Source organism: Pseudomonas sp. UBA5568 (genome assembly GCF_002425525.1).
GTDB classification, from domain to species: Bacteria; Pseudomonadota; Gammaproteobacteria; order Pseudomonadales; family Pseudomonadaceae; genus Aquipseudomonas; species Aquipseudomonas fulva.
The window spans coordinates 141,427-167,503 of the sequence record NZ_DIMK01000040.1; the positions used below are offsets into that span (position 1 = coordinate 141,427).

General features: G+C 57.3%; 24 protein-coding genes and 1 tRNA gene. 10 read left to right on the forward strand and 15 right to left on the reverse strand.

Going from position 1 to position 26,077, the window contains the following annotated elements; translation table 11 throughout:
• Nucleotides 1–115: 115 nt before the first annotated feature.
• The 3 genes from B2S33_RS13020 to B2S33_RS13030 are packed head-to-tail and all read left to right on the forward strand — an operon-like array spanning nt 116 to nt 3,831.
• Nucleotides 116–1,147 (forward strand): TRAP transporter substrate-binding protein, encoded by a 1,032-nt coding sequence (locus B2S33_RS13020; RefSeq protein WP_027916174.1) that lies wholly within the window; start codon nt 116–118, stop codon nt 1,145–1,147.
• Complete coding sequence (locus B2S33_RS13025) at nt 1,147–3,027, forward strand: TRAP transporter large permease subunit (RefSeq protein ID WP_288650453.1); 1,881 nt, start codon at nt 1,147–1,149, stop codon at nt 3,025–3,027. Before B2S33_RS13020 ends, B2S33_RS13025 begins: the two co-directional genes overlap by 1 nt.
• A gap of 12 nt (nt 3,028–3,039) precedes the next feature.
• On the forward strand, nt 3,040–3,831 hold the full coding sequence (locus B2S33_RS13030; protein ID WP_042139069.1) for an SDR family NAD(P)-dependent oxidoreductase: 792 nt from the start codon (nt 3,040–3,042) through the stop codon (nt 3,829–3,831).
• Between the two features lie 69 nt (nt 3,832–3,900).
• Here B2S33_RS13030 and B2S33_RS13035 read toward each other — a convergent pair whose 3' ends face one another.
• Complete coding sequence (locus B2S33_RS13035; RefSeq protein WP_042139073.1) at nt 3,901–4,824, reverse strand: LysR family transcriptional regulator; 924 nt, start codon at nt 4,822–4,824, stop codon at nt 3,901–3,903.
• A 159-nt stretch (nt 4,825–4,983) separates the two neighbouring features.
• On the opposite strand from B2S33_RS13035, the gene B2S33_RS13040 reads away from it, so the two are divergent.
• Complete coding sequence (locus B2S33_RS13040; protein ID WP_081783923.1) at nt 4,984–6,015, forward strand: sigma-54-dependent Fis family transcriptional regulator; 1,032 nt, start codon at nt 4,984–4,986, stop codon at nt 6,013–6,015.
• Nucleotides 6,016–6,102: 87 nt separating this feature from the next.
• Nucleotides 6,103–6,885 (forward strand): SDR family NAD(P)-dependent oxidoreductase, encoded by a 783-nt coding sequence (locus B2S33_RS13045; protein ID WP_033695162.1) that lies wholly within the window; start codon nt 6,103–6,105, stop codon nt 6,883–6,885.
• Nucleotides 6,886–6,912: 27 nt separating this feature from the next.
• Here the strand turns inward: B2S33_RS13045 and B2S33_RS13050 are convergent, their stop codons facing one another.
• From B2S33_RS13050 to B2S33_RS13085, 8 genes are all read right to left on the reverse strand, one after another.
• Nucleotides 6,913–7,875: a glutathione S-transferase family protein gene (locus B2S33_RS13050; RefSeq protein WP_028686526.1), complete on the reverse strand. Its 963-nt coding sequence runs from the start codon at nt 7,873–7,875 to the stop codon at nt 6,913–6,915.
• Between the two features lie 94 nt (nt 7,876–7,969).
• Complete coding sequence (locus tag B2S33_RS13055; RefSeq protein WP_288650434.1) at nt 7,970–8,971, reverse strand: glycosyl transferase family protein; 1,002 nt, start codon at nt 8,969–8,971, stop codon at nt 7,970–7,972.
• Nucleotides 8,968–9,303, reverse strand: coding sequence for a TusE/DsrC/DsvC family sulfur relay protein (locus B2S33_RS13060; protein WP_023534859.1), 336 nt, complete (start codon nt 9,301–9,303; stop codon nt 8,968–8,970). Before B2S33_RS13060 ends, B2S33_RS13055 begins: the two co-directional genes overlap by 4 nt.
• Nucleotides 9,300–9,596, reverse strand: coding sequence for a sulfurtransferase complex subunit TusB (gene tusB, locus B2S33_RS13065; protein ID WP_027916166.1), 297 nt, complete (start codon nt 9,594–9,596; stop codon nt 9,300–9,302). Before tusB ends, B2S33_RS13060 begins: the two co-directional genes overlap by 4 nt.
• Nucleotides 9,596–9,955, reverse strand: a complete 360-nt coding sequence (gene tusC, locus B2S33_RS13070) for a sulfurtransferase complex subunit TusC (RefSeq protein ID WP_027916165.1) — start codon at nt 9,953–9,955, stop codon at nt 9,596–9,598. Before tusC ends, tusB begins: the two co-directional genes overlap by 1 nt.
• A complete protein-coding gene (tusD, locus tag B2S33_RS13075; RefSeq protein ID WP_027916164.1) occupies nt 9,956–10,348 on the reverse strand; it encodes a sulfurtransferase complex subunit TusD in 393 nt (130 codons plus the stop codon).
• Nucleotides 10,349–10,416: 68 nt separating this feature from the next.
• On the reverse strand, nt 10,417–11,796 hold the full coding sequence (locus B2S33_RS13080; RefSeq protein WP_049695774.1) for a nucleobase:cation symporter-2 family protein: 1,380 nt from the start codon (nt 11,794–11,796) through the stop codon (nt 10,417–10,419).
• Between the two features lie 228 nt (nt 11,797–12,024).
• Nucleotides 12,025–12,696: a Bax inhibitor-1/YccA family protein gene (locus B2S33_RS13085; RefSeq protein ID WP_023534840.1), complete on the reverse strand. Its 672-nt coding sequence runs from the start codon at nt 12,694–12,696 to the stop codon at nt 12,025–12,027.
• 259 nt (nt 12,697–12,955) lie between these two features.
• Here B2S33_RS13085 and B2S33_RS13090 point away from each other — a divergent pair.
• Both B2S33_RS13090 and B2S33_RS13095 read left to right on the forward strand, forming a co-directional pair.
• A tRNA-Ser gene (locus B2S33_RS13090) sits at nt 12,956–13,045 on the forward strand.
• Nucleotides 13,046–13,441: 396 nt separating this feature from the next.
• Nucleotides 13,442–14,604, forward strand: a protein-coding gene (locus tag B2S33_RS13095; protein WP_288650435.1) for an IS3 family transposase whose coding sequence is annotated in 2 segments (ribosomal slippage) — nt 13,442–13,697 and nt 13,697–14,604 — 1,164 coding nt in all. Because the reading frame shifts where the segments join, the coding sequence is not laid out codon by codon here.
• 42 nt (nt 14,605–14,646) lie between these two features.
• Here B2S33_RS13095 and B2S33_RS13100 read toward each other — a convergent pair.
• Nucleotides 14,647–15,045, reverse strand: a complete 399-nt coding sequence (locus B2S33_RS13100; RefSeq protein WP_288650436.1) for a WYL domain-containing protein — start codon at nt 15,043–15,045, stop codon at nt 14,647–14,649.
• 114 nt (nt 15,046–15,159) lie between these two features.
• Nucleotides 15,160–16,023, reverse strand: coding sequence for a hypothetical protein (locus B2S33_RS13105; RefSeq protein WP_288650438.1), 864 nt, complete (start codon nt 16,021–16,023; stop codon nt 15,160–15,162).
• 779 nt (nt 16,024–16,802) lie between these two features.
• On the opposite strand from B2S33_RS13105, the gene B2S33_RS13110 reads away from it, so the two are divergent.
• Nucleotides 16,803–18,239: a hypothetical protein gene (locus tag B2S33_RS13110; RefSeq protein ID WP_288650439.1), complete on the forward strand. Its 1,437-nt coding sequence runs from the start codon at nt 16,803–16,805 to the stop codon at nt 18,237–18,239.
• Nucleotides 18,240–18,624: 385 nt separating this feature from the next.
• Here the strand turns inward: B2S33_RS13110 and B2S33_RS13115 are convergent, their stop codons facing one another.
• From B2S33_RS13115 to B2S33_RS13130, 4 genes are all read right to left on the reverse strand, one after another.
• Nucleotides 18,625–19,257, reverse strand: a complete 633-nt coding sequence (locus B2S33_RS13115; RefSeq protein WP_288650441.1) for a hypothetical protein — start codon at nt 19,255–19,257, stop codon at nt 18,625–18,627.
• Between the two features lie 186 nt (nt 19,258–19,443).
• Nucleotides 19,444–21,294, reverse strand: coding sequence for a DUF3732 domain-containing protein (locus tag B2S33_RS13120; RefSeq protein WP_288650443.1), 1,851 nt, complete (start codon nt 21,292–21,294; stop codon nt 19,444–19,446).
• A complete protein-coding gene (locus B2S33_RS13125; RefSeq protein WP_288650445.1) occupies nt 21,291–21,770 on the reverse strand; it encodes a three component ABC system middle component in 480 nt (159 codons plus the stop codon). The genes B2S33_RS13120 and B2S33_RS13125 overlap by 4 nt, the downstream gene beginning before the upstream one ends.
• The gene (locus B2S33_RS13130) at nt 21,767–22,981 is read right to left on the reverse strand and encodes a hypothetical protein (protein ID WP_288650446.1); all 1,215 of its coding nucleotides are present in this window, start codon (nt 22,979–22,981) and stop codon (nt 21,767–21,769) included. Before B2S33_RS13130 ends, B2S33_RS13125 begins: the two co-directional genes overlap by 4 nt.
• A gap of 532 nt (nt 22,982–23,513) precedes the next feature.
• Here B2S33_RS13130 and B2S33_RS13135 point away from each other — a divergent pair.
• Together B2S33_RS13135 and B2S33_RS13140 are read left to right on the forward strand one after the other, a co-directional pair.
• Nucleotides 23,514–24,830, forward strand: a complete 1,317-nt coding sequence (locus B2S33_RS13135) for an AAA family ATPase (protein ID WP_288650448.1) — start codon at nt 23,514–23,516, stop codon at nt 24,828–24,830.
• A complete protein-coding gene (locus B2S33_RS13140) occupies nt 24,827–25,441 on the forward strand; it encodes an HNH endonuclease (protein ID WP_288650450.1) in 615 nt (204 codons plus the stop codon). The genes B2S33_RS13135 and B2S33_RS13140 overlap by 4 nt, the downstream gene beginning before the upstream one ends.
• Nucleotides 25,442–26,077 lie beyond the last annotated feature (636 nt).

Sequence of the window (26,077 nt, forward strand, 5' to 3'; positions counted from 1 at the left end):
TGCCCACTACGCTACACCGTACATCCGCTTGAGTGTGGCACCTCTATTGCAACGTCATCTGCACCATCGCCGTATCCCACTCGATCAATAAGAACAAATAGGTCAGGAGAGCTTCATGAGCGATTTCACCCGCCGTTCCTTCATCAAGACGGCCTCCCTGGCATCGGCGGCCGTTGCCGCTGCCGGCCTGGGCCTCTACAGCACTGGTGCCCGGGCTGCCGACTTCAAACTCAAGTTTGCCAACAACCTGCCCATCAGCCACCCCATGAACGTGCGCGCCCGGGCCATGGCCAAGGCCATCAAGGAGGAGACCAACGGCGCCTTGGTGGTGCAGGTATTTCCAAGCAGCCAGCTGGGCAGCGACACCGATACCCTTGCCCAGGTGCGCTCCGGGGCGGTCGATCTGTTTTCCCTCTCGCCCGTGATCCTGGGCACCATGGTGCCGTCGGTGCAGATAAGCGCCGTAGGCTTTGCGTTCAAGGATTACCAGCAGGTGTGGAGCGCAATGGACGGTGCCTTGGGTGAGCATGTGCGCGCTGAGATCGCCAAGACCGGCACCCTGTTCGCATTCGACCACATGTGGGACAACGGCTTTCGCGTTACCACCACCAGCACCCGACCGGTCGCGAGCCCGGACGACTTGCGCGGCATGAAGCTGCGTGTTCCGCCCAGCCCGATCATCATGTCGATCTTCCGCGCTCTGGAAGCTGCGCCGACCAGCATCAACTTCGCCGAAGTGTATTCGGCCTTGCAGACCCGGATCGTCGAAGGGCAGGAAAACCCCATGACCCTGGTATCGACGGCCAAACTTTACGAAGTGCAGAAATATTGCTCGCTGACCAACCATGTGTGGGATGGCTTCTGGATGCTCGGCAACAGTGCCTCGATCGGGCGCCTGCCGGCGGATATGCAGGCGATCCTGCGCAAGCACATCGACGCGGCGGTGATGGGCCAACGCCAGGACCTGGCCAAGCTCGAAGGCAGTACCCGCGATACCTTGAAAGGACAAGGCCTGGAACTGGTCGAGGCGCCTGCCGATCCGTTTCGCGACAAGCTGCGCAGTGCCAATTACTACGCCGATTGGCACGACAAGTTCGGCGACCAGGCCTGGAGCATCCTTGAACAATACGCCGGGAAGCTGGCGTGATGCGCGCGCCAGCGCTACCGGCCTCCACCGTTTCGCAGCGCCTGCCGGCCCGGGTGCTCATCTGCCTCAACCAGTGGGCCATGCGCCTGGTGGGCGTGATCGCGGTTGCCCTGATGGTGATCGAGACCTGCGTGCTGCTGGCCGGCGTGATTGCCCGCTACGTGCTGCATAGCCCATTGATCTGGTCCGACGAACTGGCCTCGTCGTTGTTCATCTGGCTGGCGATGTTCGGCGCCGTACTGGCGCTGGACCGCGGCGAGCACATGCGCATGTCGGCGCTGGTCAACAAGCTGCCGCAGGCCTGGCGCGGTTTCAGCGAAACCTTGTCGGCACTGATCGTCTGCCTGTTCGTGGCGATGATCATCTCGCCGGCCATGCAGCATTCCCACGAACAGATGTGGATCACCACCCCGGCGCTGGGCATTCCCGACGGCGTGCGTGCTGCGGCGCTGCCCGTTGGAGCGGTGCTGATGCTGCTGGCGGCCGTCGCGCGCATGGCCCGTTATTCGACCGTGCGCCAGTTCATGGCCGGGTTGGCAGTCGTGGCTACGGTAGCCGCCGCTTTGTGGCTGGCGCAGCCGGTACTGGCAGCGATGGGCAACTACAACCTGGTGGTGTTTTTCCTGGTGCTGCTGGGCGCCTGCGTGTTCGGCGGCATCCCCATTGCCTTTGCGTTCGGCACGGCGACCATGGCTTACCTGGCCCTGGCGACCCACGCGCCCCTGTCGATCGTGGTCGGTCGCATGGACGAAGGCATGTCGCACATGGTCCTGCTGGCCGTGCCGCTGTTCGTGTTGCTGGGTGTGGTGCTGCAGTTGTCGGGCATGGCCCGCACGCTCATCGATTTCATGGCCTCGCTGCTGGGGCACGTGCGTGGCGGCCTGCAATACGTGCTGTTGGGGGCGATGTTCCTGGTGTCGGGTATTTCAGGGTCGAAGGTTGCCGACATGGCGGCAGTGGCCCCGGCGCTGTTTCCTGAAATGAAGCGGCGCGGATCCAAGCCTGAAGAGTTGGCAGCGCTGTTGTCGGCCACAGGGGCGATGACCGAGACGATTCCGCCAAGCTTGGTGCTGATCACCATCGGTGCGGTGTGCAGCGTGTCGATCACGGCGCTGTTCATTGGCGGGTTGATGCCTGCGGTGGTGGCCACCCTGGCCATTGCGGTGGTGTGCTGGTGGCGCTCGCGCAAGGACGAAGCGCCGGCGATTGCGCGGGCACCCTTGTCCCGCGTGGCCAAGACGTTCCTGGTTGCCCTGCCGGCTCTGGCGCTGCCGTTGCTGATCCGGGTGGCGGTGCTGGAAGGGGCGGCCACCGCGACCGAAGTCTCGACCATCGGTGTGGCCTACGTGGTGCTGGTGGGGCTGGTGATGCACCTGTTCATGCGCCATATCGAATGGCGCCGGCTGTACCCGATGTTGCTGGAAGCGGCGGGCTTGTCCGGGGCGATCCTGCTGATCATCGGCATGGCCTCGGCGATGGCCTGGGCGCTGACCCAATCGGGCTTCTCGCAGTCGCTGGTAGAACTGATCGAGGACATACCCGGCGGGGTGATGGGGTTCATGGTGGTGACCATCCTCACCTTCCTGATTTTGGGCAGTGTGCTGGAGGGTATCCCGGCCATCGTGCTGTTCGGCCCGCTGATGTTCCCCCTGGCCGAAATGCTCGGCATCCACCCGGTGCACTACGCCATGGTCGTGATCCTGGCCATGGGCATCGGCTTGTTCGCACCGCCTTTGGGTGTGGGTTTCTACGCTGCGTGCGCCATCAGCAAGACGTCATCCGATCATGTCATTCGCCGCGTCTGGGGGTACCTCGGGGCGTTGCTGGTGGCGCTGGTGATCGTTGCCTGTTTCCCGTGGATTTCCATCGGTTTCCTTTAAGAGAGCGCTGACATGAGCCAATTTGCGAAAAAGACTTTGCCTGCAACTGCCGTGGGCCGCGTGGCGCTGGTCACCGGTGCGGCCATGGGGATCGGCGCGGCCATCGCTGAACGCCTGGGGCATGATGGCCACACGGTGGTGGTGGCCGACATCGACCTGCAGGCTGCCGAGCTCAGGGTGGAGGGGTTGCGCGAGCAGGGCATCGATGCCTTGGCACTGGTGATCGACATCGGTGATGCAGCGTCGATCACGGCCTTGTTCGATGAGCTGCGCGCGCGCTGCGGGCGCTGTGATGTATTGGTCAACAATGCCGGTATCGCTCGCACCCAGTCATTTCTGGACACGGACCTGGAAGGCTGGCAGCGGCTGATGAACGTCAACCTGACCGGCACACTGCTGTGCAGCCAGCACGCTGCGCAGGTGATGCGCGAACACGGGTGGGGACGCATCATCAACGTTGCCTCCATCAGCGGCATGCGGGCGAGCATGGGGCGCACCGCGTATGGCACGTCGAAGGCAGCGGTGATCGGCCTGACCCGGCAGATGGCCATCGAACTGGCCGAGCATGGCATTACGGTAAACGGCATTGCCCCGGGCCCGGTGGACACGCCCTTGACGCAGACACTGCATTCTGCGGCGACACGCGAATCCTATGCCCGTGCGGTGCCTTTGCGCCGTTATGGCACACCGGCGGAGATGGCGGGGGCGGTGGCGTTTCTTGCGTCCGATGATGCGTCCTACATCAGTGGGCATGTGATCCCGGTGGACGGGGGGTTCATGGCGTCCGGGATTCTGGAGATTTGAGCGGGGGCTGCCGAGCAGCCCCAGGATTTCGGCCTCACATGACAATTCGCCGGCTTCCAGATCAGTTCCTCACTGCTCTGCGCCGCGTTGCGCCTCATCCTCTCGAGTCGCCTGTTCCCCGGCTTGCAGGGCCGTCTCGACGAAGGTGGCAATGCAGGGGTTGTGGTTGTCGGCCTTCCACACGGCCACCACTTCGATGACCGGTGCTTCGCGCAGGGGCCTGAAGCTGGTGCTGGCCAGGCGCATGTTGCGCATCGACCGGGGGACCATAGCCACCCCCAGGCCTTCGCCCACCAGGTTGACGATGGTCTGCTGCATGTTGATCTCAAGGCCGATGTTCGGGGTGACCCCATGCTGGAGGCAGTAGTTGCAGATCATGTCATGCAGGGCAGGAGCAATACGCCGTGGCACGATGATGAAGGTTTCACCGGCAAGCTCACGTGGCTCCACAACGGTTTGCTCGGCCAGGCGGTGGCCGGGCGGCAGTACCAGGGTCATTTCCTCGCGGTATAACGTGACGGTTTCCAGGCCCGTGCAGTCCTGAGGCCGGTACATGATCGCTACATCCTTGTTGCCGCTGGTGATGTCCTGGGCCAGGTCCAATGGCAGCGTCTCGGTCAATTTCAAGTTCACCTGGGGAAACAGCGCGGCATAACGGCGGGTGATCGCCGGTGTGATGCTGTAGGCGGTGGACATCATGAACCCCACGGAAAGCGCCCCCGCCGCACCGCGCGCGGCGGCCAGGGCATTGCGCTTGGCTTGCTCGAAGGCGGCGAACACCGTGCCGGTGTCGAGGTAGAAACGCTGGCCGGCCTCCGTCAGCTCGACCCTGCGCCGTGAACGGTCGAACAGCTTGACCCCCAGCTCTTCTTCCAACAGCGCGATCTGCCGCGACAACGGTGGCTGTGAAATATGCAAGCGCTCGGCCGCGCGGCCGAAGTGAAGGGTTTCGGCCAGCGTGCGGAAATACTGCAGATGCCTCAGCTCGATCATGATGCTCTCGAAGGTATCAGTCGATGCATGATTATGTATTGGAAAATATAACTGCGCCTCCCTAATGTGAACCGTGCAACGTCATTCGGCCCAGGCGGTGTCACAAGCCCGCCCGTCGACATAGTCAAAAGCTATAGAACAAGAAAAAAGGTGACGCTAATGACCGCTTGTAACCCTGCCGTGCGTGCGCCCCAACCCGTCGTGGAGGCGTGCAACATCGCTCAAGACAGTGACCCTGGAGTGCGCCAGGCCTTCAACCGGGCCTTGCGGCTGATGGAGCGTGGCATCGCCGTACTGATCCGCGGAGAGACCGGTACCGGCAAGGAAATCCTCGCCCGCGCTCTGCATGCACACAGTCAGCGCCGCGCGGCGCCATGGGTGGCGCTCAATTGCGCATCCATTCCCGAAACCCTCATCGAAAGCGAGCTGTTCGGCTACAGCCGCGGGGCGTTTTCGGGTGCTCTGCCGGGCGGCAAGAAAGGCAAGGTTCAGCAAGCCGATGGCGGCGTGCTGTTTCTCGATGAAATCGGCGACATGCCCCTGGAACAACAAACGCGCCTGCTACGGGTGATTGCCGAACGTGAGGTGACGCCCCTGGGTGCCGAGCGCAGCATCCCGGTCAACTTCGCACTGGTCTGCGCGACGCACCAGGACCTCTCGGCGCGTGTTGCCGAGGGCAGTTTCCGCGAGGACCTGTTCTATCGCATCGCCACAGGCGTAGTGCAGTTACCGCCGCTGCGCGAGCGTCAGGACCGTGGTGAGCTGCTGTGCAACATGGTGGCCCATGAGCTTCCAGGCTGTGACCCTCGCCAGGTACTGGCGCAGGTGTGGAGTTTGCTGATGGCCCATACCTGGCCTGGGAATCTGCGCCAGATGCGGGCGGTCGTGCGCTACGCCTGCGCAGTGATGGAAGGCCCGCGTATGCTGCGCAGCGACCTGCCGCTGGACGTTCTCGAGCAGTGCCAGGCCCCGGCTGCGTTGCCTGCCAACATCACGCCCATCCGCCGGGCGGCCCCGTCAGGCGATGAGCGCAGTGACGTGTTGCACGCTTTGCAGAGCTGCCACTGGAACATGTCGGCGGCGGCCCGCGCTCTGGGGATTTGCCGGCCCTCGTTGTACCGGGTGATGCGCCGGCTGGACATTCCCCCGCTCAAGGAGCAATTAGCGCTCGGCGCCTGCGGCACCGCCTGATGCCCTGACCCTCCAACACCTTTGACGACCGCCTGCTGCCAATGAGCAGGCGCGCCTGGCTGCGGCCACTTTCGATGGATGACGATCATGAGCACTCCCGTTGTGCATGCTGCACTCAATTTCACCCTGACCGGCCGCACGGCCCTGGTAACGGGCGCTGCCCGTGGCATTGGTCATGCGATCGCCATGGCACTGGGCCAGGCCGGTGCACGAGTAGGGGTGTGCGATTTGGATGCCGAGGCGGCCGAGGCGGCTGCGGCTCGGTTGCGAGAAGTCGGGATCGAGGCTGTTGGGGTGGGAGCGGATGTTGCCGATGAGGCCCAGGTGCAGGCTATGGTGGGCCAGGTGCAAGCTATGTTGGGAGGGGTCGACATCCTGGTGAACAACGCAGGGATCGTTTCGACCGGCCCCTTGCTGGAGGTCACCACTGCGGAATGGAACCGGGTAATGGCCATTGACCTGAACAGCGTGTTTTTCTGCGCCAAGGCCGTGCTGCCGGGCATGATGGCGCGCCAGAGTGGGCGCATCATCAATATCGCGTCGGTGGCAGGCAAGCGTGGGGGGGGCTTGCTGGGCAATAGCTGCTACGCGGCAGCCAAGGGCGCGGTGATCGCGTTGACCAAAGGGCTGGCGCGAGAAGCCGGCCCCTATGCCATCACCGTCAATGCCGTGTCGCCGGCGCTGACCGACACCGAGATGACCAGCGCGCTAGCGCCTCAGGCCAGGGCCGAAGTGCTCGCACAGATGCCGCTTGGCCGCGCCGGCACGCCGCGCGACATCGCCGCCGCCGTATGCTTCCTGGCCTCGCGGGAGGCCGGGTTCGTGACCGGCGAGATCATGGACGTCGATGGCGGGTTCATGCGCGACTGATGCCATCTGGCCAGGGCACAGGCTGATTCAGCTCCCACCCCATATACCCTTCCCGGGCAAGCGAGCGCGATCGTGGGGCAGGCTGAAGTCCAACAGCGGCCCCTTTGGCACGATCCCGTTGGGGTTGATGGTGGTGTGGCTGAGGTAGTAGTGGTTCTGGATGTGCTGCATGTTTACCGTGTCGGCTACCCCTGGCCATTGGTACAACTCCCGCAGCCAGTGGGTCAGGTTGGGGTAGTCGCTCAGACGGCGCAGGTTGCACTTGAAATGGCCGTGGTAAACGGCATCGAAGCGTACCGCCGTGGTGAACAGGCGTACGTCGGCCTCGGTGAGGTACTCGCCCGCCAGGTAGCGATGTCGGCTGAGCACGTCTTCGAGGTGATCCCACTCGCTGAACACCTCGTCGAAGGCCGCTTCGTAGGCCTGCTGTGTCGTCGCGAAGCCGGCGCGGTAGACGCCGTTGTTGATCGCCGGGTAAATGCGTTCGTTCAAGGCGTCGATGTCCGCTCGCAACGGCTGCGGGTAGAAGTCGAGCAGGTTGCCGGTCAGCGAATTGAAGTCATGGTTGAACATCCGCACGATCTGCGCCGACTCGTTGTTGACGATGCGGTTTTCGTGCTTGTCCCACAGCACCGGCACCGTCACGCGGCCAGTGTAATGGGGATCGTCCTGGGTGTAGCGCTGGTGCAGGTACTTGAGCCCATCGAGGTGATCGCCGGATGAGCCGTTCTGGCGGTCGAAGGTCCAGCCGTCACCTTGCATCAGCCAGCTGACCACCGAGACGTCGATCAGCGGCTCAAGGCCTTTGAGCGCGCGCATGATCAGGGTGCGATGCGCCCAGGGGCAGGCCAGCGAAACGTACAGGTGGTAACGACCCGGCTCGGCGGCAGGCAGCGGGTTGCGCCGCTGCGAGTCTTCACGCTTGAACGCGCCGTCCTTGCCGTTTTCATACCACTGGTCATGCCAGCGACCGTCGACCAACAGGCCCATGATGAGCTCCTTAACAAAAGCGATTTGTCGTTGGAGCTCAGTCTAGAGAAAGACGTTCGAACCAATAGCGCAAAGAGTGGGGCGGTATGATCGGTTAAATCGATCGATCGCGATCAGCCCACCACCCTTGCGCGTGGGCAAACGCCTGCTCGCGGTCTTGCCCCAACCCGCGAAGCGCCAGCGCCATTGTGGCCAGCACCGCTTTTTGGGCATAGCTGTCTTCAACTTCACCACGCCAGAAGGCCGGCATGTGCTCGGGCTCAAGCGATGCCGGCTTGACGTGCCGACGCTCGCTCAGCGCAGGCCATTCTTCGTCCCAGGCCTTACCGTCAGTGGTGCCGTAGAGATGGCTGATGACATCCGGGTTGATCTCGATTTCGCCACCGTCACCTTTGATCACTACCGCATGATCGCCCAACAACCGACTGGCCTCGCGGTGTACGGCCTGGTAACCCGGGTGGAAGATGCTCTGCAGGCCACAGCGTGCGCCGAGCGGGTTCAGCACCCGTGCGAGGGAATGGATCGGCGAGCGCAGGCCCAGGGTGTTACGCAGGTCGATCATGCGCTGAAGTTGAGGCGCCCAGTCCTGCAGTGGGAAAAAAGCCAGGTGGTGATGGTCCAGGGCTTCACTGACAGCCTGCCAATCGCGGCACAGGGGAATGTGCAACAGCGCGAGCAGTTGCTCGCTGTACAGGCGGCCCGCCGTGTGCGCGCCGCCACCGTGCATCAGGATACGCACCCCATTGCCGGCCAGACACTTGGCTGCCAACAGGTACCACGGCAGATGGCGCTTCTTGCCGGCATAGCTCGGCCAGTCGATGTCCACTGCAATGGCAGGCGCTTGCAGGTGCGCGCGCAGCGCTTCGGTGAAGCCGGCGAGCTCTTCTGCGCTTTCTTCCTTGTGCCTTAGCAGCATGAGGAAGGCGCCCAGCTGCGCGTCTTCGACTTTACCTTCCAGCAGCAAAGCCATGGCGGCGCGGGCTTCTTCGCGTGTCAGGCCGCGCGCGCCACGCTTGCCTTTGCCAAGGATGCGTACGTACTCGGCGAAGGGGTGTTCAGCGGGAGTTTCCAGGGTCAGTGGGCGAGGGCTGGTCATATGCAATTGGTCGGCTTGGGCAGGCCCGCCAGCTTGGCGGCAAGTTTGGCGGGAGTGCCATTGAACAGGCGATTCAGATGGGCGCTGTTGCCCTTTTCCGGGCCCAGCTTGAGCGCTGCGTATTTGATCAGCGGGCGCGTGGCGGGCGAGAGCTGGTACTCCTGGTAGAACGTTCGCAGCAATGACAGGATTTCCCAGTGGTCAGGCGTCAGGGCGATGCCTTCGCGGGTGGCCAAGCCTTGCGCGGTGGCCGGTGACCAGTCCTCAAGGTTGACCAGAAAGCCGTCCTTGTCCAGGGCAATGGCCTTGCCTTCGATATCGAGCGTGTTCATAACCAGCTGTTGACCTTGTCATGGTGCAGGGACAGCGCAACGAAGCCTGGGTAGTCGACCGTCGTTGCCAGCGAGGAAGAAATGGCCCTGGCTTGCATGTCTTCTTCCAGGGCATAAAGGCGACCGACCAACTCGGCCTGCTCTAGCAGACGCAAAGGCTCGCTGCCCGAGAGCAGGGCGTAGACCGCATCGCCACACAGCAGTACGGCGTCTTCGCTGCCCAGCAAGCGCAGGCAGCTGTGAAGGCGTTCGTCACCAAACGGGGAGTGGGCTATTACATGCAGGGTTGTCATCAGAGCGTCACCACTTGGTCGAACTGTGCGATCAATGCCGCAAGCTGCGCATCGTCGAGTACCTCTACCGGCAGGCCAAGGCTTGCGTGGGCCATGCCGCGCCGTGCCAGGCTGTGGCCACAGGCGTATAGCGCGTCCACGCCGAACATGGGCAATGCCTGCAGGTTCGCCGCCAGGTTTTTTTGCTCAAGGGCGGTGGGGTGCTGGTCGCAGGCAAGCTGGAACACGCCATCGTCCAGAAACAACATGCCCAGCGGCAGATCGAAGGCGCCGCCGGCCAGGACGATATCCAGCGCTTCGCGAGCAGACAGCCCGCTCCAGGGCGCCTGGCGACTGATGATCAACATGGACTTGGCCATTCAATCGCCTCCAAAGCAGATCAGCCGGTCGGCCGTTTGCGCGGCTTCATGCAGCTGACCGAGCCCGGACAGTTCATAGGGTTGCTGCAGGTTCACGGCAGGGCGCTGATAGCGGCTGGCTTCGCGTTCGTCCAATACGCCACGGCGCAGGGCAGCGGCGATGCACACCACCGCATCCAGCTGGTTGGCCTGTAGGAACGTGCGCCATTGCTGCGCGATGTCCTGTTCGTCCTGAGGGGCTACCACATTGGATGAAGCACTGTGCACACCGTCCTGGTAGAAGAACAAGCGGGTGATGCCGTGCCCGGCAGCCAACGCTGCCTCGGCAAAGCGCAGCGCCCGGCGGGAAGCGGGCGCCTGTGCGGGGGAAAACACCGCGATAGCGAATTTCATGGCGAACTCGTGCTATGGAATCGCGCCATGATAAACAAAAAGGCCTGGCTGCTGCAGGCCTGTGGTCGTCAGGCCTTCTCCTTGCCCTCGGGCAAGAACCAGTTCAGGACCAAAGCACAGATGCCTCCGGTGGCAACCCCCGACTCCATCACATTGCGAATCGCCGCTGGCATATGGGCGAGGAACTCGGGTACCTGTGCCACGCCTAGGCCCAAGGCCAGCGATACGGCGATGATCAACAGGGCGCGGCGATCGAGGCGGGTGCTGGCCAGGATATTGATACCCGAAGCTGCCACGGCACCGAACATGACCATGGCCGCGCCGCCCAGCACAGGCTCCGGAACCGCCTGGATCACCCCGGCAACGCTGGGGAACAAGCCGAGCAGTATGAGCATCGCCGCAATCCATACGCCGATGTGACGGCTGGCGATACCCGTCAGCTGAATGACCCCGTTGTTCTGGGCGAAGATCGAGCTTGGGAACGTGTTGAACACGCCAGCCAGCAGTGAGTTGGCGCCGTTGACCAGCACGCCGCCCTTGATCCGTTGCATCCACACCGGACCTTCCACGGGCTGGCGCGAGACCTTGCTGGTGGCCGTCACATCACCGATGGCCTCCAGAGAGGTCACCAGGTAGATCACCAGCATCGGGATGAACAGTGCCCAGGAAAAACCGAGGCCAAAGTGCAAAGGTGTCGGCACTTGGAAGAGCGCGGCCTCATGCATGCCGGTAAAGTCCAGGCGGCCCAGGTAGCCGGCCAGGGCATAGCCCGCCGCCAGTGCGATGACGATGGCGCAACTGCGCAGCCAGACCACCGGTATGCGGTTGAGGATGACGATGATTGCCAACACCACGCCTGACAGCAGCAGGTTCTCGCCGTTGGCAAAGGTCCCGTTGGCCATGGCGCCAAAACCACCGCCCATGCTGATCAGGCCGACCTTGATCAGGGTCAGGCCAATCATCAGCACAACGATACCGGTCACCAGCGGGGTGATCAGCCGTTTGACGAAAGGCAAGATGCGCGAGACGCCCATCTCGACGAAAGAGCCTGCAATCACCACGCCGAAAATGGCGGCCATGACGCCTTCTACAGGCGTGCCTTGCTTGACCATCAAGGCCCCGCCGGCAATCAGCGGGCCGACGAAGTTGAAGCTGGTGCCTTGCACGATCAGTAGGCCGGCGCCGAAGGGGCCGAAGCGTTTGCACTGGATGAAGGTGGCGATGCCGGAGATGACCAGGGACATGGACACGATCAGGTTGGTATCACGGGCAGAGACACCCAACGCCTGGCAGATCAGCAGGCCAGGGGTGACGATGGGCACAATGATTGCCAGCAGGTGTTGCAGCGCTGCCAGCAAGCCGATGAGCAGCCGCGGCTTGTCTTCCAGACCCAGTACCAGTTCGTTGTCAGGCGCTGTCGCACCTGGGCTGTGTTCCTGTGAGCTCATTGCGCAGCGCTGCCCGTCTATAAAAAAGGAGCGCATTCTACGGGCAGAATGGGGAATGCGGTAGGGGAATGCCGGTTAGCCGCCTGTTCGGCGATCATCGCCTTCGTTACCTGACTTTTAAGTCAATAAGTCTGAGCGCAGCCACCGCTTTGCGACTGTGCATGTTCGGTAGAAACGGCAGGGACAAAAAAGCCCGCGTAGGCGGGCTTCTTCACACACGTCGTTGTATCAGTCGTCACGACCCATGATGCCGAACAGCTGCAGCAGGCTGATGAACAGGTTGTAGATCGAAACGTACAAGCTGATGGTCGCCATGATGTAGTTGCGTTCACCACCGTGGATGATGGCGCTGGTCTGGAACAGGATGCACACCGACGAGAACAGCACGAAGCCGGCGCTGATGGCCAGTTGCAGGCCGCTGATCTGGAAGAAGAAGCTGGCCACGACCGCACCCAGCAGGACGAAGAAGCCTGCGGTGATGAAGCCGCTGAGGAAGCTCATGTCCTTGCGGGTGATCAGCACATAGGCCGACAGGCCACCGAACACCAGCGCCGTCATGGCGAAGGCCGAACTGACGACTTCAGCGCCACCGCTCATGCCCAGGTAGCGGTTGAGGATAGGGCCGAGAATGAAGCCCATGAAACCGGTGAGGGCGAAGGTGGAGACCAGGCCCCATACCGAGTCGCGCAGCTTGGCGGTGAGGAAGAACAGGCCATAGAAGCCGATGAGCACGACGAACACGTTCGGGTACGCGAACCGCATCTGCTGTGAGATGAAGGCCATCAGGCCGCTGAAAGCGAGGGTAAGTGCCAGCAGGCTGTACGTGTTGCGCAGGACCTTGCTGATCTCCTGCTGCTCGACCTGCTGGCCGTGGTGTACGGCATAATCCTGTTCGCGCATGGCGACACTCCTTGGTGAACCTGAGATATGAAACGTCGAAGATGGTAGGAGTCTACCAGAGCTCCTGCAACCCGCGACACAGAGAGTTTGACAGCGTGTTTCATTCCGGTATTATGGCGGCCGCAAAGCAGCTGGAAGCGTGGCCGAGTGGTTTAAGGCAACGGTCTTGAAAACCGTCGATGGGCAACTATCCTAGAGTTCTTATCTCAGGTAGTCCCCAGATGCACACTTCAGGATACCCTCAGGCAGGATTGCATCGGGGAATTGGCAGAGTGGTTGAATGCACCGGTCTTGAAAACCGACGAGGGCTTATACCCCTCCGTGAGTTCGAATCTCACCGCTTCCGCCAGATATGANNCCGGTCTTGAAAACCGGCGAACGTGAGAGCGTTCCCAGGGTTCGAATCCCTGGTTCCCCGCCAAACACAAGCGAATCAAGGGCTAGAGAGATCTTAGCCCTTTTTTTTGTGCCTATTTTTACCCTTCCTCCCTTGGGGCAAGCGCCCATTGTCCAAGCATGCGTGTGAGTCAACTGCTCTCGGATGCACACTAATGCATACCTCTGACCCCGAGAGTCCTTCAGAATCCCAACTGCACACTTGCTATCCGCCCAAACTGATAGAAAAGACGCATAGCAGTGCTTAGGGTGATCCTGCTTAGTGTGAAATTCCAACCCTCAGTGTGTAGTGGTCTACTAACCCCGGACACCCATTTAGGCGAGAATGCTCGCCACAGAGAGGTGTCCGATGACCAAGCAACGCCGTACCTTTACCCCTGAGTTCAAGCGCGAAGCTGCCTGCCTGGTGCTCGATCAAGGCTACAGCCATGCCGAAGCGGCCCGTTCGCTCGGCTTGGTCGAGTCGGCACTGCGCCGATGGGTTAATCAGCTTCAGCAGGAGCGCGGCGGCGTTACGCCGGCCAGCAAAGCGTTGACGCCAGAGCAGCAAAAAATCCAAGAGTTGGAAGCCCGGATCACGCGCCTTGAACGCGAGAAATCGATACTAAAAAAGGCTACCGCGCTCTTGATGTCGGAAGATCTCGAGCGTACGCGCTGATCCGCCAGCTCAGCGATCATGAGCCCGTTGATTGTTTGTGCGAAGTGTTTGAAGTCACTCGCTCAAGTTACTACGCACATCGTCACAGAGGGCGAACTCCGGACGTTGAACGACTGCGGTTGCGCAGTCGAGTGAATGAGTTGTTCACGCGAGGTCGAAGTGCGCCCGGCAGCCGTACCATCATGGCAATGATGCAAGAAGAAGGTGAGCAAATCGGGCGGTTCAAGGTACGCAGCCTGATGCGTGAGCTGGCGTTGATCAGCAAGCAGCCAGGATCACATGCGTACAAAAAGGCCACAGTGGAGCGGCCAGATATTCCGAATACCTTGAACCGAGCGTTTGATGTCGAAGCGCCAAATCAGGTCTGGTGTGGAGACATAACTTACGTCTGGGCTCAGGGCAAATGGCACTATCTCGCAGTTGTACTGGATCTCTACGCACGCAGAGTGGTGGGCTGGGCCTTATCAGAGAAGCCGGATGCAGACTTAGTCGTCAAAGCGCTGGACGTAGCTTACGAACAGCGTGGAAAGCCTCAAGGACTACTGATCCATTCCGACCAGGGATCGCAATATGGCAGCCGTCAGTTCCGCCAGAGACTGTGGCGCTACCGCATACGCCAGAGCATGAGCCGCCGAGGCAACTGTTGGGATAATGCACCGATGGAGCGAGTCTTCCGCAGCTTGAAATCAGAGTGGATACCGACCACGGGCTACCTGACCGGGCAGCAAGCTCAACGAGACATTGGCCAATACCTAATGGGCCATTACAACTGGATCCGGCCTCATCAGTTCAACGATGGACTAGCTCCAGCGAAAGCAGAAGAAAAACTCAAAACCGTGTCCGGGATGAGTTGACCACTACACGGAGGTGCTGAGTGTTGGCTGATTTTCGGAGTGTTAATACTGGATCAGGGCCTTGATCTCATCCCTATTCTTGAGGGCCAGCTGGATTACCTCCGGCTTCTGATCGGCTTGGTCTTCATTCAGGTTTAGCTGGAACAACAGGTACGAGAGAAGAGCTCGGCGACACTCGACATGCATCACTCCGTCCTTCATCAGGAAGTCGTTCTCGATCAATTTTCGCTGAGCGGGGGTAAGACTAGGGTGGGGCGTGAGAACCACAGTCACCATGGTGTTCCAGGCGTAATCTTCATCAGCCCGATCCCGGTCTGGCTCCACATGTTTGCAGTGTTTGATATGGGTCAGGGAGAAATCCTGGAAAGCCTTACGCTTGTGGCAGTACGCCCGGACGTGCCAGCGGTGACCGTCATGCACCAAGGCATGTAGAGAGAGCATTCGCTCGCCACCTTAGGGTCAGTCAGGGATTGGTAGGAGACCTCGACAGATTCGTTTTCGCGAATTGCACGGAGTATTACCCCAACTATGTCTGCGTTCAGGCGACGACTCAGCCTAGGCGCCGCTGAGACAGGACATTGCCAGCCCAGGAAGCTGCCGTAGGTGAATTTCTTCCTCGGACAGGTATTTGAGCAGCACGTGATGCCGTGTGGCAGGATCAACGATCAGCACCTTGTTGCTTTCTAAATCGGATGTGCCCAAGACGACATCTGCCGACAGCATGGTGAGCGCTTCAGAAACACGGCACCCAGTTGCAGCGAGCAAACACCACAGGAGCTTATCTCTCAGTGAAGGTGCATTCTCAATGAGCGTCCTGCAGAGGTCGATTGGGAAGGCCAGCTCGTCACCGCCAAACTCGTCGGTATAGGCGATATCCGAAGGCTTGGAGGCGGGAGCAAGACCTGCGCGCTTGATGCGCTTCGCTCCGCCGGCAATGCATCCCGCGAGCCAGCTGTTGCGCTTTAAGGCGGCCCGGACTTTCGTCAGTGCTTCGATCGACACGCTCCTTTGCAATGAAAAACCCGAAAGTTCGCTGGATGTGATAAGCCCATTCGCTTCGAGCTCCAGCAACCCCATTCGCAGCTGTTCGCTGGCCTCGATGAACCGGTTCACTGCTGCGAAGTTCGTGATGACCGATGCACCCTTCAGGTTGCGGTTTCCTAGCACCTTGGCAACGGCGCGTACCTTGTCGCTTCCGCTCTGTGTACCGAACACCAGGTAGCTCTCGTAGTTATCCAGCGCGTAGGAAAGCAACATAGGGGTGAGCCCACCCTCGTGCAGCGCCATCTGCATGACGTAATTTAAAAACACCTTGATGGCGTAGCAGTAGGTTTTGACAGTCTTGAATTTGCTTTTACGACTGAGCTGGAAAGCCCAGTTGTCAAAAAACTGATTTTGGATGGCGTCGTTGGACAGCAATCGAAAAGTCTTTCGGCCATCTCTGACAGTAGGCAATAGGTCAGCGTGCGGCGATGTTGGCCGTATTACAGGTCGTTTAGAGGTAGTCACGGGAAGGATCCGAAAGTTACATGCTTGCTATTATGCTTTCATGAACTTGCGCAAGATTGCAATAGGGTGCATTAAAAATTTTTGTGCTCTCTTTAAGTATACTTAGTGTACGTAAGCAGGCCGGGATAGTTGGCCGGCCGGGATTTTTGAGTTCAATTTAAAATTAAAGCGTGATCCGTTAGGCCGGCCCAGACGTCCGTTGAAAATTCATTTTAAATGAAAATTGGAAAGGATTGGCTCATGTCCTCATGGGGGGCAAGGGTGAGAGGGCTTCGCCCGCCCGTCCAGCCGAGCATTGAAATCTGACTGGACTGGATTTTTTTGGTTTATTTCTTTTGTGTCATGGGTTCTGGGGTTAATAGTCATAGCTTAGAATTTGGTGGAAGGGGTTCTTACTGCCACAAGTAAAAGTTGGTTGTTATTAAGTTTTGGTCTATGTCGATCGCTTAGACGTGCTGCCGCTACCGGTTGGGTATAAGCAGGACTATAATGGTCTAGTCGAGACGGGGGCTCTTGCGCTTAGTTCGCGGGCGGACATCAGAGCTTGGGCTGGCGTGCTATTCTGCTAATCTGTAATGGGCAGTAAGCGCATGTGAAAGGCGTTTTTTTGCAACCAGCTTCACCACTTCGGACTTCTGAGTAGCATTGTTGTCGGGGCGTATCTCTGGAAAACCTATGGATCAAGAAAAATGAGTGATTTCAAACCCATAAGCAAAAGCCGATTTGACGCATATTTCTATGGCCGATCACCCTTCGTAAAGCAGTACACCGAAGAAACTCATTGGCACATTTACGAAACTCCTGAAATCACGCTGCTGGCCGTCGTCCTGCATTGCAAGATCGACAATGACTATAACGCCATCGTGCTCGCGAGGGATTTGAACAAACGATTTAGGGCCGTGGTCACGCGCTGTTGCTTGGAGACCCCTGAAGACGCAATGAAAGAGGCCTTGGAGCACGTACCGAAGCTGGCGGCTTCTGCTGTTGATGGGCTGATCGCTCAAGGAGACGAAGCACCTAGCCCCTTCGCCATTTTTGCGGCAAAAGTTCCCCAGCACAAACGCAATCGCTATCTGAAGATGCTTCTCGATGATCCTATTTATTATCCTGCCCGGGTAGCCATGGAGGAGCTCGCCCACTGGTTTGAAGATCCCGACGGCATCTTTATTCGAGGACTACAGGGCAACGAATTTAACTCACGTCTGTTTGAGCTCTACCTGCATGCAGCATTCTACGAGCTCGACTTCATCATTGATCACTCCAACCCACAGCCGGACTATCTCCTCTCCAAGCATGGTCAACAGGTTGCTATCGAAGCTGCCACAGTGGCTGAAGTTGAAGAGGGGGTGGCCGAGGATGCCGATCTCGGTGCTGCAGTTGAAGTCAGTGAGTCGATTGAACCTACCTCAGCAGAGCGTGGTGGTAAACGGCTAGACCAGAGCGCGATCAAGAAGCTGATGGAGCACGTCGAAAACGAGTTGCCATTTAAGTTTCAGCGCACATTGGCTAAGAAGGTGCGTCACCGGCCCGAGCCATTGAACGTGCCCTACTGGGAGCTTCCACACACCAAAGGCAAGCCTTTCGTCATCGCCGTGCACGATTACTCGAAGCATATGTCCATGGCCATGTCTGCCAGCACGATGCAGAGGTATCTTTACGGGCTAGAACTGGTAGATGGAAAAATGGAGCGCATTGAGCGACACGAGTACAAGGGACGCACCATCGCATCCAATTTCTTCGGTCAATCGGGCAACCGCCATGTCTCCGCGGTCATGCTTGTTACGCAGGCCACGCTGCCCAAGTTCAATCGCATGGGCCGGATTGCGGGCGTGCGAGACAAGAACTCCTTGGCGATCGTCAATGGCGTACGCACGAATACTGATGGCGAACTTGGCCCCTTCAGGGCGGTGGTTGAGGATCCCAGGTACAGCGAGGCCTGGCACGACGGGATATACATGTTCCACAATCCTAATGCCGTTATTCCTCTGGAGCCTGGGCTGTTCCATCGGATGATTCACTGTTTCGAACAGGATGGGCAGATAAAAGAGTGGTTCCCGTCGAACTACATCGTAGGTTCGGTGACGGAAATGATGAAATTTTCTGACGAAGCTGCAGAAGGCGTTTGAAAAAATCTTGAATCGCATCTGGGTAAGGCAGAGTGAGTGCAGGGAACGTCAGGCGAGCTCCTGCTTTCCAGGGGGGGGGTGAAAAGCAGGAGCATCATTAAGCCGGATAGCTAACGAGTCAGCTCATTGGAGTCAGAAGCATTTGTGTCACCGTCCTGGCTCTTGTCTTCCAGTCGTAGGGTATTTTAAAAAGCTTTAAACCTTGGGGCTTCTTACCTTCAGTGAGAGGCCTTATCCCGGGAGCAATTTTGACGTAGTCAATCCTAGGGAAAGGGCCTGGCAGCTCGGGCATCGCGTGCTGAATGGCGCGGTTTACTACGCCGTCCTGGACTTTTTACAATTACGTTCATCATGCTGTTTTTTGGGACCTGATCAGAGCCTTTATTTACTCATCTGTAGCCGCTGGTTGCCAGAGCCATTCGATGCCCCACAGCGGTCGATCCTTTTGAATTCCCTTCACCACATTGATGTGGGCGTCATACGCTGCCTTGTCGAATGTCGTCCAGCTGCCGCCTTTTATAAGCGCTTCCTTGAACACCTGCTGGAGATCCGATCCTTTGAATGGCGGAGTATTAAGGTGCCGACCGATCGCTGCGAGCAGCTGCCTGTCAAGGGGAGGGTGCAGACTGGCAAGCTTGGCGTCGCGCTCATCCACGCCAGCCACGATGAGCTTGGATTTGAGGAAAATGTTCACCAGCTTTTGCGCTCTGCCATAGGTGCATTCGAGCTGGCATTCTTCGGTTCGAGAGTGGCCTGTGGTTTTGTCTTTCCACTCGCGTTTGTACGTGATCTTCTCGGCTCGACCCATGACCTCACGAAAAAGCCCGTCCAGGCGGTCATCGATTTCATTTGGCGGAGGAAGGTCGTCCAGGGTGGCAATCTGACCCACCGAAGTATCGTTGATCAATTGAGATGCCACTGCCATCGTGTGGCCTGGCCCCTGTCTTGAGTAGGCGCGGCCTGCCGCCCAGATCGCAAAGCGATGCCGATGTTCCGTCAAGGTGTATTTGTCTTGCATTCGGACTGCTTCCTGCGTTCTAAAGTGTGGTACGGATTGACCGGTTCGATCTGCGGGCGAGTATGGCTTGCCGGTTATCTGCTATCAATCTTTGAGGCCTCGCTAGAACATGTGGCTTGATGGCTGCCTGGCAACCGTCTCGCCACTGCGGGCTTCTAATCGTCGTTACTGCTCATGGTTTGGCTGTTAAGCGGGATGCCAATGAGCGGGAATCAAGGCGTTTTTGCCTCGGAATTCAGGTAGCACGTTAACGTTCGTCACGTTTTGGAAGAGCTCGACAGGAACATGCTCCAGCACGATCATCTGGAACTCCGCACTGTATTGGTTGCGCATCCGACTGACGAAATTCCCAAGCAACTCGAACGCCTGGCTAACCTTTGCCTGATCGGAATTCTTGAGATGCACCTCATCCATGATCTTTTCCTCGCCGTAGTAGGGGCGGCTCGGCTGGTCGATGAACAGGAAGCTTGGGACAAATTTTCCACCTTTGCTGATGGCCACTTCATGTAGCGCTAGGAACATGAACAAATGCAGGAACATGTGGTTGGAGCTACTACCTACGTTTTCGATGAACGACGACTTAGGTCTGCGAAGCTGTAGTTTTTTCGCCTCGTAGTTAAATGATGTTAGGAAGGACGCATAGTTGTCCATCGCCGCTGCCGCCTCGCTCAGCAACGCCAAGGACACGTCATTGATTTGCCCAACGGTACCGTCGCGAACACTGGCCACATCGGTGACTTCCATGGAGCTGAGTTCAGCGTTCAGATTCTTGATCTGCGTATCGTAGTTTTCAGGGGTGTCCGATTCGACCCTACTGTAGGTCTCAAGCTTGGTTTCGATGCGGGTGACAAACTTCACCAATTGGATAGTGTCCTCGAAGGATTTCTGCGCCTTGGGCAAGGAGTCAATGATTCGTTGCTGCTCTGCTTTTTGCTCCACTAAGTCGGCCATCATAGCCGCGACCTGAGTATCGACTGGCTGCCGAGTGGCGGTAGCTGCTTTGAGCGCGCGCAGATCGACATTCAAGCTATCGATCAGATCATGAAACACGTCTGTTTTCAGCAGCTCGGAGGATTGCTGAAGCAGAGTCTGCAACGGTTTCAGGCTGTCCTGGGTAACCTTAAGCGCCGACTTGTATTGCTTGTGTTCGTCAGAGAATTCGCGAAGCCTTCGCATGCGCCGATTGATCTCAAACATTTTCGACCGCGCATTGGAGAGGCGCTTGACATCTTCGCCCGAAGCATTCGGGGTGGGCACATCCTTGACGATCCCTTTCAGAAAATCGATGGTGACGACATTTGGTACTTTCTCAATCAGGCCGTACTCAGCCGCCGTTGCCGCAAGCTTGCGAGCCTCGCTTTCAAAGAGATGTCTACCACTACTGATGACAACCTTCTTCTTCTCAAGCTTCTCGATCATGCGTTTGAGATCATCGCGCCGTTCACGTTGAGCAATGTTTTCAAGGCTGTCGATGCCCAAGCCCAGATCCAGAACACGAGGCAGCGCGACGCGATATCGGTCTTCTTGTTGATGGTCAAAGTAGGCAGCGGTGTTGGTGATGATGTCGTCGGATATGGTGTTGAATAGCAGGAAGTAGCGGAACGATACCTGTGTGCCGTAGCGCACGCCTCGGCCCCCGTAGAGCACGACGCTGCTGTCCAGACTGAACTCGGCTTGAAGGATCGCTTTGATGTCATCGCTGGTGGCGTTGGCAGTCGGCTGATCTGGCAGCACACCAATGCTTGAAAAGTAGAGCTTGTCCGACACGGTCTGAGCATGAGGGCTCTTACGTGCAATCGCGAATTCTTTGTCGTTGATATAGAACTTGATGCCATACCAAGCAACCGTATCGTTGATGACATCATGGGGAATGTTGTGGCTGCTGGAAAGCAGGCAGTAGTCAATGATGTGTAGCAGCGATGTCTTGCCTCGGTTGCTGCGACCACTGAGCACATTGATCCGGCCACGCTCGAAATCTACGCTGCGTGTCTCGCCGTGATGCGACCATAGGCGGATGGTGTCGATGCCAAATTTCACAGTTGTATCCTAAGATTAAGGTAGAGCTCTTCTTCCGACGCTTGAAGCAAATTCGCGATCTCGGACGACGCTTTCTCGATCAATACGGCACGTTTGCCAAACTCGGTGGTGCATTCGAAACGCGTCTTTTGGGTGAGTTGCGAATCAAAGACGGCGTACCCCAGCTCATGCAGCATCTGGATGCCATTGATCGAGTGCACGAGGCTGGCGTGATAGCGTCGGTCGAAATTGGTCACAAAGTCGGGACGGATAGCGACCAGCGAGGCAATCTCTCGAGAGCGTGTTCTCTCGCTTGCCAGGAATTTGGTTGTCTCGCTGTGCATCACGATAGGCATCACCAGTAGCGCTTTGGCCAGTGTTAGGTTCTGCATGTGGTTCAGTACACACCCAATCGCGACGGCAGCGATGCCGGCATTGTTATAGCCGCTCCAAGCGCGAGGCAGCGCAGGGGAGAGCTCGATGACATCACTGCTCATAGGGTTTTCCACTCAGGATGCCAGCCGATCACGTCCTGCTCCGAGAGGAGGTAAAGTTCCCCGTTGGATTGTTCGGTGCTGAGCTCATCATCACCCAATCGATACGTCTCATCGCGCATGGCATCGACGATGGCCTGGGCTTTGTCATTGATCTCGATTTCGGTGCATTTTTTGAATGCCTTTCGGTGCTTGTTGCTCCAGCGCAACGTGACGTCCTTGTGAAGGGCAGTTACCTCATCCGATACCACCTCACCGCCGTGCACCCAGACTTCCAAGCTGCGCGCCATTCTTACCTTATGAGTCGACAGCTGCGTGATGACTTCGCTGTCGTCTTCACAAATGTCGTCAATGACAATCAGCTGCTTGATGAAGCGCTGCCCCAGTAGGTCTTCGGGCAATGGCGGTTCAAACTGCAGCCCGCTCAGCCGCTTCTTGACTGCTTGTGAGACGACACGGCGATAGCGAGTGCGAAAATCGTCGAATGTGATCGCCGTCAGTGTTCCTGCCAAAATCGAAAAATAGTTGTCATCACGGATCAAGGTACTGAGGCGCTCATACACGCAATCGACGTCTTCAGGTAGCACGAATTTTTCTTCCAGAGAGTCCTTTACCTTTTGGATAACCTCAGTCTCTGCGAGCTGGAAAAAGACGCGCTTGAGAAACTCCTGCTGAACGCTGGGCTCGATTGTCAGCACTGCGTCGATGTAGCCCCTGATCGTGGCGTCTTTGGTCGACCCCGACAACGACTTTGCCCGGTCGACAACTGCCTGCAGATTCTCAGCAGAGGCGTGTTCCGTGTAAGCAATCAATAATTGTGAGAACAGGTTGGACTTGCTCTCGCTCTTGTTCGAGACGAGGTGGAATTCGCTGCGTTTCACGAACTGGAGCTGGGCGGCGATTTCACTCCGGCCATCTCGCGGATCGGTGATCACACGTGTCCAATTGTACAACGTCTTCCACAAGTCCCCGTCCAGCTCCGTTAGGGCAATGGGGCTGCCACCGGCCTGAGTCTGAATCGTGTGCTTGAGCTGGAACAGCAATTGGACATCGTTATCCAGATCGCTATGAACATCGTCCTTTATCTCAAGGCCAATCGATTGGCCTTTCTTCATGTTCAACAATCGGTAAACGAAATAGTGGAATTGGTAATCGAATCCCGCGCCGGTGCCAGGCGCAGTCGATTCCTCCATGAAGGTTTTTGGGGTAGCCATTACTTTTCTCTACACTGAGAGGACGCTCTGCCTGCCAGGGCTAGGGTTTGTGAATAGCCTTCCCTGACGTGTTAGCAGGGCTAATGAAGCCACAGGGAAGAAGGGGGCGCAACTATTTTGCCACCACGTATTAATTCTAGATCTGTATACTTGTTTTTTATACAGCCTGTGATTTTATACAGTGAACTGGGCCTTTAATGGCTTTTGGATGTTGCGTTCTGGCCGGCAAGGTGGCAGATATCGTGCGAAGGGGTATATAAGTTTGCTTTCTTGTAGGTGTTTGCCTTTGGGTGGAGTTATGCGGCTCCAGGGACAGGGTCTAAACTTGGCCGTTTAAGCTATCCGATCACTGCCTGTCTGCAGCTTCGGTGTTTTTCTGAATGGCTCTTAATAATTTGTTGAAGGCTTAGTTTATATTTTGTTAATGTCGGGTTGAAAGTGGCAAAGGTGAGCGCTGAGAAATAACTTGTGTCTTAAGTATGATGGCTAGTAAAATGGATTCTTCAGTGTGATTTATTGGAGCGCTCACTTAATGCGCATCGATCGGGTTGAAATTAAAAATTTTCATGGTGTTGAACAGGCTGATTTCGAGCTTCACGAAAAGGTGACCGTGCTGCTTGGTAATAATGCCGTTGGTAAATCAGCCGTCCTGGATGCGATTGCGATTCTGGCAGGCACCTACTTCTTAGGTGTTGATGGGATTAACTCTTTGTCCATCAAGAAAGCCGATGCGCGGCAAGAACGTCGAATTCAAACAGATGGATCTACCGAGCTTGTATATCATCTTCCTTGCGAGTTGAAGTCCTATGGTTATGTTCATGATCGAGAGTTGGTCTGGGGGCGAGAGCTTTACAGTGCGGAAGGGAATACTCGTAAAGGCAATTCGCTTGAACTGGAGCGAATCTCCAAAAATGTTTATCAGCAAATAGTCAAGAAAGAGCAAATTTTAAGGCCGTTCATAGCTTATTACTCGGCGGCGCGACTTGGCTCTCAAAAACGGCAGACACGCAATCAGAATGAAAAATTAAAAGACATCAGTGCAGGCTATTTCAATACGTTGGATAAGGAAGGCAGCCTGTGGCGCTCGGAGGCATGGTTTGCAGGGCTTCAAGGGCGGGCCTTCCTTGGCGTGGCCAGCGCGCGCGAGATCTTTGAAGAAGTGAAGCGACGTTTACTCATCCTATTCAAAAGTATTGAGCGTCCTCTGATCGACCTGTTCTATGAGTCTGAAGTCAAACAGATATTTGTTCGCTTCGAGGGAAGTGACAGTTTCACTCCTCTTGATTTCCTCAGTAGTGGCTATCTCAGCGTTATGGCGATGGGGATGGACATCGTCTATCGGATCTTCTCGCTTAACGCACATCTGGGTGTAGATGCCTTTGACAAGACGCCAGGCGTGGCGCTCATCGATGAGTTGGACATGCACCTGCATCCGAAGTGGCAAGGTCGGTTCGTAGATGATCTTCGCGAGGCATTCCCCGGATTGCAGTTTATCGTGGCCACTCATTCGCCCTTCGTGATTCAAGGTCTACGGCATTGCAGTATTATCGATATGGATAATAACGAAGTCCGGCAACTTGGTGACTACGTTAAGAAAAGTATCGCTGAGGTGGCTGAAGATTACATGAATATGGATGACGTTGAGAGGAGTCCGTATTTCAAGGAGCAAGTAGAGGCTGCTGAGGATTATTTCACACTGCTCAAGGTCACTGACAAAAACAACCGTGAGGACGTTCAGCTGGCCAAGGCAAAACTTGATGAATACGAGGTACGGTATAATCGCGACCCCGCGTTTATTGGTCTGTTGCGCGCGGAACGTAATGCGTCTGGTATGGACAAGGACGAATGAGACCACTATCGCGGGGGCCGAGTACCAAGAAGTACAAGGACTACAAACGCTACCATAAAGACCTTCTGCGCTCATATGGGCCTTTCTGTGCGTATTGCGAGAAGAAAGATTATGATTTAGATGTGGAGCATGTGGAGCCTAAGTCAGTTGTTCCGGCTAAAACTACTGATTGGAATAATCTCCTACTTGGCTGCGTTAACTGTAATAGGGATTTCAAGAAATCGTGGAATAAGAGTCGCAGTGGTTATATTTTTCCCGATTTGAATGAAACATTTAAGGTTTTTCATTATCGTACTAATGGTACGATCAGTGCTGTCACTGCGGCAGCAGTCGCAACACGTAAACTCTGTGGCTTGAACCGCCCTGCTGCGATTAGCAACCGCCAGGATGCCCTGAAGCGAGCCATTGACACGAAGCGTGAGGTGCTAGCAGGCACGCGGCGCCCAGAAGACGTAATTGTCTGGGCGGTGACGCTAGGACACTGGTCAGTGTGGGTGAGTGTTTATCACGACGTTCCAGCAATGATGACCTTGCTGTGTGATCACCAGCACTTCCCCGGCACCAGGATGACCTTTCTCCACCCGGTTAACCGCCCTCGCATCAAGATTTGAGTCCGGCGTTCTGATGGCAGAAAGGTTCGCGCTAGACGCTCTAGTCGAATGGTCTGCGGGGTCGCAGTCATCGTAGCCATCGCAGTGGCAGTCATGCAGATGAAAAAAGGCCTCATTATCAGGCCTTTTTGCTAGCTGGATGGCGCTTCAATCGCGCTCGCGGTAACCATCAGCGTAGTGCTCAAAGCAGTCATCACAGAGTGGGCCGAGTTCTACATCATGGGTCGCAGGCTCGCCGCAATGCTCACATTCAGCCACGTTGTCATCTGGGGTCGTCATAAGCCAATCACCTCAAGGTCTTGCGGGCGGTTAATCACCGGAGTGGTTATCTGTCGTCTTACTGCGGGTCTGATCCGGATATCCAAGATATCCAACACTTGCCGGGTGTCAGCTTCATGGACGTCCGGCGGGTTAGCTGGGTGCTCCCATGGCTCTACGCTAAGGATGGCCATCTGGCATGTCAAGAGCGGTATTGGTGGTTGCCTGGTCTATGGTGAGAAGCGTTTACGTTTGTTTTCTTAAGCGCGAAGCAGCCTGACCATGACTCGACTGTAATGACCAAGGGGGGCAGGGTGACTAGGATTCTTGATTTTCGAAGCTATTGCATCGCTCTGTCTGGGCGGTTGAGTAGCTCGG